The organism is Halarcobacter anaerophilus, assembly GCF_006459125.1.
GTDB classification, from domain to species: domain Bacteria; phylum Campylobacterota; class Campylobacteria; order Campylobacterales; family Arcobacteraceae; genus Halarcobacter; species Halarcobacter anaerophilus.
Window position 1 is genome coordinate 1,888,529 of record NZ_CP041070.1, and the last position, 15,197, is coordinate 1,903,725.

Below are 15,197 nucleotides of genomic sequence, written 5' to 3' on the forward strand. Positions count from 1 at the left end.
TTTTTTATATGGGTAAAATAATATAAAACTTTGCCCCTTTATAAACTCTTTTTTCATACTCTATATCTTCATTTTTTACAATAATCTCTCCTGAAAAGTGTTCATGAATAATTTTGGAACTCATATACAATCCTATACCTGTTCCCTGGCTTTTGTGTTTTGTAGTGAAATAAGGATCAAAGACTTTATCTATAATACTCTCTTCAACTCCGCCTGCATTGTCTTGGATTGTAATTATAAGTTTGTCGTTTTGTTTATAAAAAGATATTTGTATCACTTTGTGTTCAATATTTTTTTCATTTAAAATATCTTTTGAATTATTCAGAATATTGATAAAAACTTGAGTTAATTCATTCATTATTCCATCTATAAACAATTCCCCTTTTGATTTTGTAATATCAAGATTAATATCATTGTTTTTTAAAGAAGCAGAAACTATCTCTACGGCTTTGTTAAAACAGTTTTGAATACTAAAATGTTCTTTTTGAGGATTTACTTTCATAAAGTTTCTAAAATCATCAATCGTATTACTTAAATAATTTGCATACTTCATTACACTGTCTGCCGTATCGCTTATATCTTTATCTTCAAGCAAGTCTAACTCTTTTTTTAATTTCAGACTGCTTAATTGAATAGTAATAGCATTTAAAGGTTGTCTCCATTGATGAGCAATATTATTTAACATCTCTCCTATAATTGCCATTCTTGTTTGATGTTTAAGAAGTAAATCCTGCTCATAATTTTTTTCTAGCTGGGATTTGAGTTTTTCAAACAACTTTTTCTCTTTTTCATTTGAAAGTTTTAAATTCTCGATATTTTTTTCAATATTTATTGCCATAAGATTAAAAGATTCTTGTAATTGCAAAGTCTCTTTGCTGTCTCCTAAATCAATTCTTTGAGAATAATCGCCAAGGGCAATAGCATTTGCAGTGTGAGTTAATTTAACTAAATTTTTTATTATCCATTTACTAACTGTTATTAATAAAAAAGCAGAAAGCAGCAGTTCAATTAAAGCAATAATTATACTTCGTATAATCATCTCCTCTTTTGCTTGAATATAGAATTTTGTAGACAAGCCTAAATAAACTTTTCCTAAAGTTTGTGAAAAAAGAGTTATAGGAATACTTGTATCAAACCGTTCATCTTCTAAAGAGTTTTCACTAAAAGGATCAAACTCAACTGTAGGCAAATTTTTACAATCACTCCAGCCAACAGAAGAGATACAATTATTTTGATTATCTACAACAACCATATAATCAATAGTCGATATAGCTTTCGTCTCTTTTAAAATTGCATCAATAGTTGCATAATCCATTTGAGCAATAGGTGCAACAAGGGCACTTTGCAATAATATTTTCTGTTCATCAAGTCTGATATAAGTCTGAGTAGATAAATTGTTTTTTAATTGATCTACGTTTTTTATTACCATCAAGGTAAGCATAAGACTCTCTATTAATAAACTTGCAATTACCCATTTCCAAGCTAGTGATATCTTCATTTAGTTATACAGCCTTTTCATAGTTTTATCTACTATTTCATCAAGATTATCCAAATCTTTCGGAGATATTTTTTTAAACCCTTCAAGTTTTGTAATCTCTAAATGATGTTTTCCTTCAACAGATTTTGAAAAAGCTTCCAAAGCTTTTTGCCACTGTTTTAAAGTAATTTTATTTTTGTCTTTTGCCAGATATATTCTACTTGGCTTTGGTTCACTTTTGTAAATCACATGAACCAAAGCTTTATTTTTTTTATTTATCAGTTTTAAATAGTTGGGCAATGACATTATTATCATATCTGCATGATTGTTCATAAGTATAGATATTGCACTATCTGTCGCGCTTGTATAAGTATATTCTACTTTTTCTTTCTCTTTAAATCCTTGTTTTGACAACCACTCCTGCGCATCAAGAGTAGGAAAAGAGACAGGATCCAAACCGACTACATGCAAAGGAAACTTATCTTTTTTTAAAATATTTTTATCTTTTGACAAAATAATAGTCGATAAACCCTTTTTATAAGTCATAATTGGAGTATAACCACCTAATCTTTGAGCAAGAACAGCTAGATTTGGAGAAGTTAAGATTAGATCATAAAAAGTTCCTTTGTCTGAACGTTTTGTAAACTCGCTAAAATTTTTGGCTGTTAAAATTTCTACAGATCTGTGAAAAAACTTCTCTAAAAAAAGTCTTAAATCTTGATGTGATTCTAAAATAACCCTAGTTGACGAATGAGGTGCAATTCCAATGGTAATAGGATTTTTTTCTGCACTTAAACAATTTGTTGCAAACAAAATTGATAGAAATAATAATTTTATTTTCATATTATTTTATTTCCCTAATTAAAAAATATATTTAATTATATCAAAGAAAAAAGCCATTTTCTATAAAATATAACTTTTTTGATTAAATTATTATATCTAGGATTGTAAGAAGTGAACAAACTTTATGAGCATTTAAAAATCTTGATATTAAAAAAGAAGTCTTTCTCATATATACTCTTTTTCTTTTTTATCATAGCCAATGGAAAAAATTAAGAGACATGACTTTGTTATATCTTCTTTATTAGAAAAATTTATGAACTATTTAAATAATCATCGTTTTCTTCCCATAATTTTTCAAAGACTAATTTTCTATATTAACTGTTTTATCAAGCATATAATAATATTCAAGAATTAGAAAGACTTTTATTGACTTCTTAACTATGTAATCTAATTTGAACTGATATGTCTATAATCTAAAAGCCTTCCCTTTTTAATTTATAAATCCTCTATTTCTCCATCGTCTACCATTAACTAAATTTTCAAAATCTTCATTTTCTAAATCTAAATGATCTGCATGATCTATAATTATTATCTGAGGTTCAATACCTGTTTCTTTTTGTGTATTTTTACAATATGATACAAATTGATTAAAAATATTTGTTACAGCTTCCATATCTTCGTCAAGATTACTATTCACATCTCCTTTTTTCTCTTCTATTTTTTGAGCACTAAACTCATCTTCATTATCTTTTATAGTAGTTGGGAAATATACTTGTGTAGGTTGATCTAAAAATAAAATCTGAGGGACTAAAGAGTCTCTACCTCTTAAAGAAAAAAACTTATGTATAGCTAGAAATAAAGTTAAATGACTGTATAACCAATTGGCACCACTTCCCATAGACCTTAAATATACTTTACTCCCATCTTCTTTTTCATGCCATAAATCAAAACTATCTAATGAAAATCTTAAATTTATAGGTTTATAGGATTTTTCAAAATAAAAGTTTTTACCAATTTCTTTCATTTCATTATTAATATAGGTTTCTGTCTCTTGAATTTTTTTATCAATATCAAATTTAGATTTCAAAGAAGTTTTAAAACCTTTAATATCTTTTTTCACTTCTTTTATATCTTTTTCAAGGCTATTATCTCTTTTATTAAGTAAACTTTCAAGTAGGTTTTCTATTTTTAATTTAGCTTTTAATGTTTGCTCATTTAGACTTTTATTTTTTGCTAAATTTTCTGTAATCTTTTCTAAAGTTTCCATTTCTTTTTTTTTATTCTTTAAGTTATTGTCTATTTCAGCAATTTTTCTTTTAACTTCATTTTTATCACTTTCAAAAGAATCAAGGAGATAAGGAGATTTTTTGAGTTCATCATTTAGCCAATTTATAGCTTCTTCTAACTGATTAGCTTCACTCATTGTACTTTTTGATTTTTCATTACAAAATGGACATTTTGAGGAATGAATAATAGCTTTAATTGTATTTTTATTATTGGCTAATTCTTCTTTATATTGTTTAGCATATTTTGTTGATGAATCAATATTTCTGTATTTATAAACTAGTTTTCTTTTTTCTGATAAAAGTTTGTTATACTCCTCTTTTAGTAACAATAATTTTTCGATTGAATTATCACTATCTTCTTTTATTAATATACTTTTAGCATCAAGTTTATCAAGATAGTTAGCAGGATTTGAAAGAATAATAGTAGCATTTTCTTCTAAAAGTTTGGTTCCACTAATTGTTTCATATTCTTCTAAAAGTATATTAAGTCTTCTAGCATTAAAATCTCTTTGATAATTTATACTTTCTTGTTCTTTTTCAAATTTTTTTAATTTTCTTTCACTATCAGCTAAATTTTGTTTTAATATATAGTATTCTTGTGTTACAAAACCAGCAAAAATTTTAAATTGATCAATCGTTTGTTCTCTTCTCTCTTTTTGATCAAATCTATAGAATAGTGAATGTTTATTTGCAATTAAATTTTGGTGTTGTAATAAATAAGGGATAAAATTTCTAATTGAAGGTCGCCCTTTTTTTCTTGTATACTGTAAAACTTCTTTATCTTCATCAATGTCATTTATATCAAGTCCAAAGTAATGTCCTAAATTCACATTAAAATCACTAGTAAAATACTTCGATTCAAAATATTCTTTATTTAGAAACTCAATATCTGGTAATTGCTGCTCCTCTTTTAAAAATATTTTTGTACTATCTTCCATTCTTCCTAAAACTAAAAATACCTCTTTAATAGATAAAACAATAAAGTATATATCTGCTTTATCTGTAATCTCTCCTGATGGGATATTGAACTCACTGCTTCCCATACAATAATCAAATATTTCAATCATTGCGCTTTTACCTGTTGAAGATCTTCCTGTTATAACATTTACACCTTTTGTAAATTCAACACTATGAATATTGTTATTCTTGTCAACTACACCAATATGTTTTACATAACTTTTCATAATTCTTTTACCCCTAATTGTCTATAAATAGATATAACATCTAATTCTTTAAAAATATTACATAGTTTAGAGGATGCTTTAAAAGCATCACTCAAACTTACCATATTATTTTCTTGTTCTTCTATTACTACTATAGATAAATCATCTTCTAATTTCAACCATTTATTCTCAATAGCATATAAAATACATTGATTAGTAATTTCTTTGTACTCTTGAACTCTTTTTTGAAGTCCGTAAACATTCTCTCTTTTTTCTTTTTTATTACTATCTAGGAAGCTAAATATACTACTTGTTTTTTTAGATGTTTTAATTTTTTTCTGGCTTGTTTTATATAAAATTAAAGGTAATACTAAATATGACAATAATAAATTTTTAGAAGTTGGTTTTAAATTTTTGTAAAAAACTAAAAATAGTGGTGTTAATACAAAAATATTGTTATTGATTTTATGAATACTGTCTACATATTTACTCATCACTTACCTCCAATTTCCAAACGAGTTTATTTGGATTTTCCTCATCATTTGCAATTTCATGTAAAAGACCATTACGATATTTTTTAGGAGTATAATTATAATTATAAAAGTCGGGTGAGTTTTCACCAGTTACATCATCATATAAATCTTTAGATTTATCAATACAATTAGAAGAGTTAGCACTTCTCAAAGCTTTTCTACGTTTACTTTCAAAAGTTCTAAAAATTTCATCTTCATAAGAATCATATTCTTTCTTTGATATTTCAAAATTTTTTAACTCTTCATTAAGTATTCTTCTTGCATAAATAAAATCACTAATCACATCACTTTTAACTTCTTTATATTCTATATCTTCTATTTTATTAACAAAGGAGTAAGATTGATGAGTAGATAGGTCCTTTTCTGTTATAGGATTCATTTCAACTTTGGGGAATACTTTAGTTGTGGAAGTATATGTTTCTATTAAAGAAGTTGTTTTTTGTCTAAAATCTTTATTTTTTATTTCCCATCCACCTGATGTAATTTCTGGTTTAATGATATAGCCTACAAGGGAGTCTATATATTCATCTCTTTTAGCTTCAATTATCCCGTCAGTCCTTGTTTCTATAAATTTATCATACAAAACTTCATCATTATCAACTCCACTTTCTATAATAAAAATATCTAAAATTTCTAATAACTTATCATTCTTATTAGCATCTAATACTCTATCTAGTAACATCTGAGTTTTTTTTGCTTTTTTTAGCTGATGATTATACTCATCGGCAATAGAATTTAAGATTTCTAGTTTTTGATTTTTATCTTTAATGTTCCATTCAATAAATTTTGAATTAGGACTAATAGTTTGAGTAGTTAATAAAATAAAACTATGATAATAAGATATATTAAACCCATCATCTAGCCAGTTTTTCATTGTTTTCCAAATATTATGATCTAAGTCTGTTAAATCTTTTTGATAATCTTTAACTTCTATTTGCACACCGTCAGAATTTGTAACATCACCATATTTCTCGATCCAAATGGATTCATCATTTTGCATTTCAAAACACTTTTCCAATGCAACTAAAAACTGATAAATAATAGGTTTAAATGTCTTTGTTGAATCATGATTTAATTTACCACTCATGTATTACAGCCCACCTAAATATATAAAGATTTAATTATAATTCTTTTGAAGAATTACTTTCTAATTTTCTACCAGTTATTTCACCCTGATAAAAATTTTCAAAAATAATTTTTAATAAAGATGTAATATCTTTATTAGTTTTTAAAATATACTTACCATCTGATCTATAAAGTGACAATTCATCTTTATATTTTCTAATATAACTATTCACTTTTCTTGTTTATGATAATACTTCTTTAACCATTCCATTATCTAATGCAAATTTTAATTTTTTTAAGTTTGTTGTTTGCAATTTTAGTTTTGAATCGTCAATCTCGAAATTTTCATGAGAATTAACTTCTTCAATAAATGTTCCTTGTTCTTCATCTGAAGCTTCTTGGTAAAGTTCTATAAAACTATCATCAATTTTCTTTAGATAATTAAAATGTTTGAAATATATCTTTTTTTCATTTTCATCTATAAAAATATCAATTTGATCTTTAAATTCTAAAACATTTTTTTCATGTTTGTATTCAATATGACCATCAAATATTTTTAAATAATTTTTCGATTTTATAAAATATTTTGGCGTTATTGCTTGAATATTAACTTTATATTTATTATTAATTTTTTTACCATAAATTAAAAGTTCTATTTTGTCAAGATTAACTTGAATTAGCGTAGCAATTTCAGCTGTAGAGTCTAATGTATTAAAGTATCTTTGAATTGAGTTTAATATACCTCCTTCACTTTGAGAATAATCTAAGAAATAATATTTTTCTGCTTCTAATTTGTGATCAGGTCTAACCATTGTATAATCAACTGAGTCACTAAAATCAAGTTCAGTATCAAAAAAAACTTCATTATCTTGTTTAATCTGAGTGAACTCACTATCTCTATCAAAGATTTTATTAAAACCACTATTATTTTTTAATTGCCCTATAAAATGCCCCATTACTCTTTCCTTTTTATAAATACAAATTCATCTACTTTTTTTACATTCCCAATTTTGTCAATAGATTTATAGTTTTTATTTTTATGCGCAATTAACGTATAAATTGCTTTATCATTATCTACTTTATAAATTCTATATCCCAGTAAAAACCATATTGGATTCAAATATCCAATATTGCTTATACTAAATAGTAAAAATATACCAAAGAACAAGGAAGAAACGGTAGTTAAGTCATCAATTTCTATAAAATTATTTAAGCTAAAAGCAATTACAATTATTGATAAGAATACAGGCATCAATTCAGTATAAATAGGATAAATTTTCTTCACTTTTAAACTATTTTCAGTATCACTATCAGTATGATTAATTATTACTTTTAAAGAACCCCACCCTAATATAACACCAATTAATAGTAAAATAAATATTGATAAAATTCTATCTATATAATAAGAATCCAATATAATCTTATTTTGAATTAGATAAAAACATATAATCCAGTAGAAGGAAGCTATATTCATCAAAAATTTCAATTTATTTCTCACACATTGTAATTTCTGCAAATATAATATTTACTAAAATTAAGTTCTTTATTTTTTATTATTTTTATATACATAAATATTGGTATCCCTATTTTAATCAAGTTAGACAAATACATTTTATGATTATTTTATCTAAATAAATTTTAATATATAATTATATCTAGAGTTATATTATTAAAACACAGCTTATTCACATTATTACATTATAAATAATATTCAGTCAAAAAGCATCTATTATAATATTTTCTCCTGCCCTATTCTATAAAGAGCAAAATCATATTTTATGGGATCATTTATATCAAACTCTTTTAGCTTTTGTGTTATTAGAAGTGCCGATTTCAAATCATAGGTTTTTCGTGTCAAAAGTCCTAGTTTTTGGGATACTTTAAAAGTGTGTGTATCAAGAGGTAAAATCAAATCTTTTTTATCTATGCCTTTCCAAAGTCCTAAATCAAGATTATCGTCTCTTACCATCCATCTAAAAAACATATGCCATCTTTTATATGGAGCATTTCCTATCTCTTTTATTTCTCCTTTGGCATCTCTTTTCAATCTATTTGAAACCAAAAAAGTAAAACCTTGGGAGGTGTAGTTATTTGAGTATTTGTAAATTGTTTCTATTAAAAAATCTAAGCCTTCTAAAACATTGTTCTCTTTTTTATAAGCTTTAAAAAAAAGCTCTTCCAAAGAATTTTCCTGTTTCATCTTTCTAAAAGTTTTAAAGATCGTTTTTACATCTTGAGCATTTTGAAATCTATAATAAAATTTATCCAGCTCTTTTTCTATTTTTTCTTCATTTTCATCCAATAAAGAAAAATCCAAACTATCCAAAAATTTTACAATCAGACTTGCTTTTCCGTAAGCAAACAAAGCACAAAGCAAAATTATATACTCATCTTTAAATCTGCTTGCAACCAAAAGTGGATCAGGTTTTTCATAACTTAATTCATCTGCGCAGTTTCTACAAAGAATCTCTTTATCCAAAAGTTCTTTGATTTTTTTATCATTTTTTGTCAATTGTTTATATATTCCTCTATATCTTTTTCTATTTTTTTATATGCAGTGTTTGCATCTTCATAATATATTTTATCAAAACACTCTTCTACTATAGCACTGCTTGGTTCAAGATTATTTAGTATCGCTTTTTGCGCAAAATTTGCTAAAGAACTTACATCTATAACATTTCCGCTAGTTCCTATAACTACCAAAAGTCCGCAATCTTCCAAGATTTTATAAAGTTTTTCATACATAGGTGCTGCTTCACCGAAAAATACGATATTCGGTCTCATTTTTGCACCGCATTTTTTGCAAGTTGAGTTTGAACTATTTTGCATCTCATACTTTATATTTACGATATCATCGCAACTCATACATCTAAGTTCTTGCAAAAAGCCGTGAAGATGAATTATATCTTGGCATTTGGCTTTTTCCAGCAGATCATCTATATTTTGAGTGATAACTTCAATTTTTCGGGGATATTTGTTTTTTAACCTTGCAATCATTTTATGGGCATTATTAGGTTTTTTATTTTTTATATCTTCTCTTCTTTGATTATAAAAATTAACTGTAGCTTCATAATTCCAGTTTAAACATCCTGCCATACAGATTTCATTTATATCATGATTTTCCCAAAGCCCGCCTTTATCTCTAAAAGTTGAGATACCGCTGCTTGCACTAAGTCCTGCTCCACTTAAAATGACTACTTTTTTATCCATTTAAAATCCAAAATTATTATTTGTTTTGGTATTATATCAATTATTTAAAAAGGATTTAATAATGGATTTTAAAGAGTTTAAAGATTTAGTAAAAAATACAAGAACAACAAGAAGATTTAAAAAAAACATATCTATATTTAATAAAGATCTAGAAGAGATTATTGACACGGCAAGAGTTGTTTCAAGCGCTATGAACAAACAACCTTTAAAATATATAATAGTTACAAAAAAAAAGTTAGTAGAAAAATTAAGCAGCAGTTCAAAATGGGCAAGCCATCTTGAAAACTGGACTCAAAGTAAAGATGAACAGCCAAGCGCTTATATAATAGTTTTAAACGATAGTTCAATAGACGGTTACTCAATGTTAGATTGCGGTATTGCTTTAAATACTATTATGCTTGGTTTAAAGCTAAAAGGTTTTGCCTCTTGCCCTTTAGGTTCAATAGATAAAGAACTTTGCAAAAATCTTTTCTCACTTTCAAAAAACTTAGAACCTATTTTAGGAATTGCAGTAGGAATTGAAAATGAAACGGTAAAACTTGTAGATTTGAAAAAAGATACAAACTATTATAGAGATGAAAACGATACTCATTGTGTTCCAAAAAGAGTTTTAAAAGATATTTTAATAAAAAAGTATAACTAAAGTAGATTAATGACAGATTTTATAACTGGAATAATCACAATTTTTTTTGGGTTTTTTTGCCATTAACCTTTTTATGTTTTATTTTCGGCTCAAAGATTTTGGGAATACTTGGAAAAAATGGACTCAATATTGTTACAAGACTTATGGGACTTATACTTAGAGTAATTGGTGTACAAAGGCTTATTGAAGGTGCAAGTGACATTTATACAATGTTGATAAAATAGTTTTTCTAATTTAGAAAATATTTATATCTATTTTATATTTTTTTCTTATTCGAAACTCTATGTAGAACATAATCTTTTTTCAAGTTTTTGATAAAAACAATTAAAAAAACTAGAAAAATTGATATTATAAATCCTATTACAAAAGCTACAACTACTATTAATTTTTTCTTTGGTTTATTTATCGGATTATTTCCAATTTTAACATCAGATATTTTTTTTGTCATAATAAAACTTTTATAATATTTAACTTTTTCTTCATGTCTTTGTATGATTGAAAAAAAAGCTTTTTGTAAACTATTTTTAATTTCATCTTTATTTGTTGAAATACTGATTAAAACCAATAACTTATTAGTTTTTTTAGGCAAAGAGACTTCAATATTATTCTGTTTTTCAAGAATAACTGAAAGATCATATGGATTATCTAAAGAAACCATTCCAAAATTTTCACTTTGAATTTCACCTATTTCTACTAATAATTCACCTTTGTAGATGGGTTTTGGATTTTTTAAATAGGTATATATTATACTACAAAGTGTAACAACTAAAGTAAAAACCATTATAAAGTTCTTTTTATCCCAAATTATTAATATCAACTCTTTTAAATCTATTTCATCTTCGTAAATATATGTTCTTTGATCATTCTCATTCATTCAGCAATTACCTTAATTAAATAAACAAAGGAAAATACAAATATTACGAATGAAAAAAATGAAGCACATAAATAATATTTTTGTTTCTTTTTCATAATCACCTTTTTATAGACTATAGTCTGTTGTTAAAAGAAGTATATCTAGTTAAAGTTAAAATTCAAATTAACGACTATGGTATATTAAATGAAAAATATTTATATTGATTTTAGTGAAGAAGAAATTGCGAACTTCTATAAATTAATTGGTAAAAACGTTAAAAGATTAAGAATGCTGCATAATTTTACTCAAATGGATTTAGGTATTGCACTTGGGCATACAGGTATTGGAACAGTTTCTGTTGCAGAAGTTTATTATAATAAGAAACATTTTAATTTAGAACATTTATATAAAATGTCAAAAATATTCAATTGTGAAATTAATGAATTTTTTAAGTCATAAAAAATAAATTTAATATAGATTAAAAACAAAATTATAAATAAAATATTTTAAGGTCTTATAAAGGTAAATAACACCATGATTCTTTTAACAACATCACAGTGCTTCTAAATTGAAGGATTATATCTCTTGTAAAAATCCATCTAAGGATATATCAACTTTCAACTACAACATGGAGTTATTTTCATTTATCAAGTAAATTTAAAATCCACTTAATGTAGGAAACTAGAGTAGAAGATAAAATAATTAATATTATAAATAAAAGGATTTAATAATTAATGAAAAACATACTTATTACAGGATGTTCATCAGGAATCGGACTTGAAACTGCAAAAATTTTGAAAAACAACGGTATAAAAGTTTATGCAAGTGCAAGAAAACAAAAAGATGTAGAGATGTTAGAAGAGCTGGGATTTGAAACTTTTTTACTAGATGTTACAAAACCTCAACATATAACAACAGCTTTAGAGCAGATTATCAAAAACGACAACAAAATCGATGCCGTTTTCAACAACGCCGGCTTTGGACAACCTGGAGCCGTAGAAGATATAAGTGTAGATATTCTAAAAGAGGAATTTGAAACAAACTTCTTTGGAATGCATGAAATGACAAGACAAGTTCTGCCTTTCATGAGAAAACAAGGGTATGGGAAAATAATACAGCACTCTTCGGTTTTAGGAATAATAAGTTTAAAATTTAGAGGAGCATACAATGCTTCTAAATATGCGATTGAAGGACTTGCCGATACTCTAAGACAAGAACTGTCAAATACGAATATTAGTGTTAGCACTATAAATACAGGACCCGTTACAAGTAAATTTAGAGAAAATGCTCTGAATAATTTTAGAAAAAATGTCGATATTGAAAATAGTGCTTTTTCCAAAACTTATAAAAATGAACTAAAACAAAGACTTGAAAACGATAAAGACGATACGCCTTTTAATCTGCCGCCAAGTTCTGTTGCAAATGTTGTTTTAAAAATAATAAATACGCAAAAACCAAAACCTAGATATTATGTTACAAAAGCAACATATATCTTAGGTTTTGCAAAAAGAGTTTTATCAACTTCTTTACTGGATAAAATTCTAAATAGAATATAAAAGAGGGTTTAATAAGCCTCTTTTATATACGGTTTTCCGTAAAATCTTAAAACTAAAAAGATTACCAAAAATCCCAAAGGCAATAAAATATAAGTTGAAACTCCAAAGGCTGCAGGTAAAAAACCACAGACAATAGCTACAATTCCTACAAAAAGCGCATAATATAACTGGGTTGAGATATGATCCATATGATGGCAAGATGATGCCATTGAGGATAAAATAGAAGTATCTGAAATCGGAGAACAGTGATCACCGAAGATTGCTCCTGTTAATACCGCACCGACATTTAAAACAATATAATCATGCAAATCCGCACCTTCAAGTCCTGTTTGAATTCCAACCGCATTTGCCAAAGGAATTGTTAAAGGCATTAAAATTCCCATTGTTCCGTATGATGTTCCTGTCGAAAATGAGATAATAGAACCTAAAACAAATATTATAGTAGGAAGTATGAACTGAGGAGTAGAATCAGAAAGAATAGTTACCAAATAACTTGCCGTACCAAGCTCTTTCATAACAGCAGATAAAGACCAAGCTAAAATCAATATCACAGCAGTTATAACTAAAGCTTTTACACCGTGAACCCAAGTCTCTATAGCTTCATGAAGTGAAAATATTTTTTGTTGTAATCCCATTGCAATAGCCACAAGAGAAGCAAATAACGCTGCTTGAAAAATTACCACTGAGGCATCAGCAGAACCGAAAGACTCTCTTATTGCATAAAAAGAGAAAGGATCTGCTTCAACAGCTTTTAAAACTTCACCTTCTAAAGCAGAAACTCCGTTCATATAAAACCCTACAATAGCAACAATAATTAAAACAAAAATCGGAATAATTGCATTAAAAATAGAGTAAGATACACCCTCTTTTGGCAGCATAAAAGAGTTTTCCTGATTCATTAAAGAACTCTCGTTTTTTGGATCTGTTAAATGTCCTTTATGATGGGCTCTTTTTGCAGCTTTATACATCGGTCCAAACTCTCTTAAAGTAAGTGCCGAAAAAAGAACGAAACCTAACATTAAAATATTATAAAACCTATAAGGCAAAGTCTCAACAAAAATTGCAAAAGCGTTTATATCAGGCTGACCGATTGTTACATAAGCATCTTTTATTAAAGATAATTCATATCCCACCCAAGTAGAAATTAAAGCAAGTCCCGCAATAGGAGCAGCCGTTGCATCAATTACAAAAGCCAGTTTTTCTCTTGCTATTTTAAGTCTATCCGTTACGGGTTTCATAATAGGACCAATAACCAAAGAGTTTGCATAATCATCAAAAAATATAAAAAATCCCATAATCCAAGTATAGATTTGCGCACTTGCAGGTGTTTTTGCCCTGCTTGCAAGTTTTTCCGCAATTGCTCTTGGTCCTCCCATTTTAGTAATTACGGCAATCATACCACCAATAGTTAAGACTTGCATAACAATTCCCGCATTCCAAGAATCGGCTAAAGAGCCGACCATTTTTGATGACATATCCACAAAAGCTGCAAAAAATGAAACAAAAATATTCGAGCTAGTTACATTTACTATAAATGTACCGACAAATATTCCGACAAACAGTGAGAATACTACATTTCTTGTAATAAAAGCCAAAACAATCGCAACCAAAGGAGGTAAAAGAGTGAAAGCTCCAAAAAGTGTAGAATTATCACTTACATTAGAAGCAAAGCCCGAAAAAGGGACTAAACTTAAAAATAATATAGCAATAAATATATTTTTCAAAAATATCTTCCTTAAAAAAAGTTAGAGAAAATTATAACATATAAGCAGTTAAAAGTATCAAATTAATTATATATTTATTTTAGATAAATTTCATAAGTATCAAGTTTGCTGGATCTCTTTTTCATTTGTTTTACTTTGTAAAAAGTCAGATATCTGCATTAAACAAAAAGTGACGATAAAGATCATAAGACCGGGGAAAAAACTCACCCACCAAGCTATATCTATAACAGCCTTTCCGTCACTTAAAAGTGTTCCCCAAGACATTTGGGGCGGATTTATTCCTAATCCTAAAAAAGAGAGTCCTGATTCTGCTAAAATTGCGCCTCCTACTCCAAAAGTAAAAGAAATTAAAAATATCGGAGCCAAAAGAGGAGCAAAATATTTGAATATTATCTTTAGTTTTGAAACTTTTGCCAATTTCAAAATTTTTATGTAAGCTTTATTTCCTATAGCAAAACTTTCACTTCTAATAAGTCTTGCCATTCCCATCCATCCGGTAATTGATATAACTACGATAAGAACAAAAGAGGAAGCTTGTATATATGAAACTAAAGCCAAAAGAAGAAAGAAAGTAGGAAAGGTTAAAAACAGATCAATCAAAATAGTAATTGTTTTATCTATTTTCCCTTTAAAAAACCCTGCATTAATACCGATAAAAAGTCCTACCAAAGAGGCTATTGCGGCACTTATAAAACCGATTAATAAAGAGGTCTGACCTCCTGCTAAAATTCTTGCTAAAATATCTCTTCCTAATCTATCCGTACCCAGAATATGTTCAAAAGAAGGTGCCTGCAAAATTTTTTGGGGATTTAGTTCAAAAGGAGAAACAGTATAGAAAAAAGGCATTATGAAGATTATAAGAATTAATGAAATTAAAATAAGAAATGCCGTTTTTGCCATGTTT

At 27.0% G+C, this 15,197-nt stretch carries 17 protein-coding genes; 4 read left to right on the plus strand and 13 right to left on the minus strand.

From position 1 onward, the window contains the following. Window positions 1-4 precede the first annotated feature (4 nt). The 10 genes from AANAER_RS09350 to AANAER_RS09390 form a co-directional block, all read right to left on the minus strand. Entirely contained in the window at window positions 5-1,498 is a 1,494-nt protein-coding gene (locus AANAER_RS09350; protein WP_129080999.1) for a sensor histidine kinase, read from the minus strand. Beyond that, a complete protein-coding gene (locus tag AANAER_RS09355) occupies window positions 1,499-2,320 on the minus strand; it encodes a phosphate/phosphite/phosphonate ABC transporter substrate-binding protein (protein WP_129081000.1) in 822 nt (273 codons plus the stop codon). It abuts the gene before it with no gap. A 430-nt stretch (window positions 2,321-2,750) separates the two neighbouring features. Next, window positions 2,751-4,484, minus strand: coding sequence for a DUF3732 domain-containing protein (locus AANAER_RS09360; RefSeq protein WP_164969308.1), 1,734 nt, complete (start codon window positions 4,482-4,484; stop codon window positions 2,751-2,753). 242 nt (window positions 4,485-4,726) lie between these two features. After that, window positions 4,727-5,203 (minus strand): three component ABC system middle component, encoded by a 477-nt coding sequence (locus AANAER_RS09365; protein ID WP_129081002.1) that lies wholly within the window; start codon window positions 5,201-5,203, stop codon window positions 4,727-4,729. Further along, entirely contained in the window at window positions 5,196-6,329 is a 1,134-nt protein-coding gene (locus tag AANAER_RS09370) for a hypothetical protein (protein WP_129081003.1), read from the minus strand. The genes AANAER_RS09365 and AANAER_RS09370 overlap by 8 nt, the downstream gene beginning before the upstream one ends. A 34-nt stretch (window positions 6,330-6,363) precedes the next feature. After that, a complete protein-coding gene (locus AANAER_RS15010) occupies window positions 6,364-6,540 on the minus strand; it encodes a hypothetical protein (protein WP_164969309.1) in 177 nt (58 codons plus the stop codon). A gap of 9 nt (window positions 6,541-6,549) precedes the next feature. Then, window positions 6,550-7,263 (minus strand): hypothetical protein, encoded by a 714-nt coding sequence (locus tag AANAER_RS09375; protein WP_129081004.1) that lies wholly within the window; start codon window positions 7,261-7,263, stop codon window positions 6,550-6,552. Continuing rightward, entirely contained in the window at window positions 7,263-7,721 is a 459-nt protein-coding gene (locus AANAER_RS09380) for a hypothetical protein (protein WP_129081005.1), read from the minus strand. Before AANAER_RS09380 ends, AANAER_RS09375 begins: the two co-directional genes overlap by 1 nt. A gap of 315 nt (window positions 7,722-8,036) precedes the next feature. Beyond that, window positions 8,037-8,819, minus strand: a complete 783-nt coding sequence (locus tag AANAER_RS09385) for a TIGR02757 family protein (RefSeq protein ID WP_129081006.1) — start codon at window positions 8,817-8,819, stop codon at window positions 8,037-8,039. Next, window positions 8,816-9,517, minus strand: a complete 702-nt coding sequence (locus AANAER_RS09390; protein ID WP_129081007.1) for an SIR2 family NAD-dependent protein deacylase — start codon at window positions 9,515-9,517, stop codon at window positions 8,816-8,818. Before AANAER_RS09390 ends, AANAER_RS09385 begins: the two co-directional genes overlap by 4 nt. Before the next feature lie 61 nt (window positions 9,518-9,578). On the opposite strand from AANAER_RS09390, the gene AANAER_RS09395 reads away from it, so the two are divergent. Both AANAER_RS09395 and AANAER_RS15205 read left to right on the plus strand, forming a co-directional pair. Beyond that, window positions 9,579-10,160 (plus strand): nitroreductase family protein, encoded by a 582-nt coding sequence (locus tag AANAER_RS09395; protein ID WP_129081008.1) that lies wholly within the window; start codon window positions 9,579-9,581, stop codon window positions 10,158-10,160. Between the two features lie 56 nt (window positions 10,161-10,216). Next, window positions 10,217-10,384 carry a MarC family protein gene (locus tag AANAER_RS15205; RefSeq protein WP_206732526.1) on the plus strand — a complete coding sequence of 56 codons (168 nt, stop codon included), beginning with the start codon at window positions 10,217-10,219 and terminating at the stop codon, window positions 10,382-10,384. A gap of 32 nt (window positions 10,385-10,416) precedes the next feature. Here AANAER_RS15205 and AANAER_RS09405 read toward each other — a convergent pair whose 3' ends face one another. Next, window positions 10,417-11,034 carry a Wzz/FepE/Etk N-terminal domain-containing protein gene (locus tag AANAER_RS09405; protein WP_129081010.1) on the minus strand — a complete coding sequence of 206 codons (618 nt, stop codon included), beginning with the start codon at window positions 11,032-11,034 and terminating at the stop codon, window positions 10,417-10,419. A 267-nt stretch (window positions 11,035-11,301) separates the two neighbouring features. On the opposite strand from AANAER_RS09405, the gene AANAER_RS09410 reads away from it, so the two are divergent. After that, on the plus strand, window positions 11,302-11,472 hold the full coding sequence (locus tag AANAER_RS09410) for a hypothetical protein (protein WP_228714774.1): 171 nt from the start codon (window positions 11,302-11,304) through the stop codon (window positions 11,470-11,472). 275 nt (window positions 11,473-11,747) lie between these two features. Then, on the plus strand, window positions 11,748-12,569 hold the full coding sequence (locus tag AANAER_RS09415) for an SDR family NAD(P)-dependent oxidoreductase (RefSeq protein ID WP_129081012.1): 822 nt from the start codon (window positions 11,748-11,750) through the stop codon (window positions 12,567-12,569). A gap of 8 nt (window positions 12,570-12,577) precedes the next feature. Here AANAER_RS09415 and AANAER_RS09420 read toward each other — a convergent pair whose 3' ends face one another. Both AANAER_RS09420 and AANAER_RS09425 read right to left on the minus strand, forming a co-directional pair. Next, window positions 12,578-14,293, minus strand: a complete 1,716-nt coding sequence (locus AANAER_RS09420; RefSeq protein WP_228711112.1) for a Na+/H+ antiporter NhaC family protein — start codon at window positions 14,291-14,293, stop codon at window positions 12,578-12,580. A gap of 99 nt (window positions 14,294-14,392) precedes the next feature. Continuing rightward, window positions 14,393-15,193: an ABC transporter permease gene (locus AANAER_RS09425; RefSeq protein ID WP_044418281.1), complete on the minus strand. Its 801-nt coding sequence runs from the start codon at window positions 15,191-15,193 to the stop codon at window positions 14,393-14,395. Window positions 15,194-15,197 lie beyond the last annotated feature (4 nt).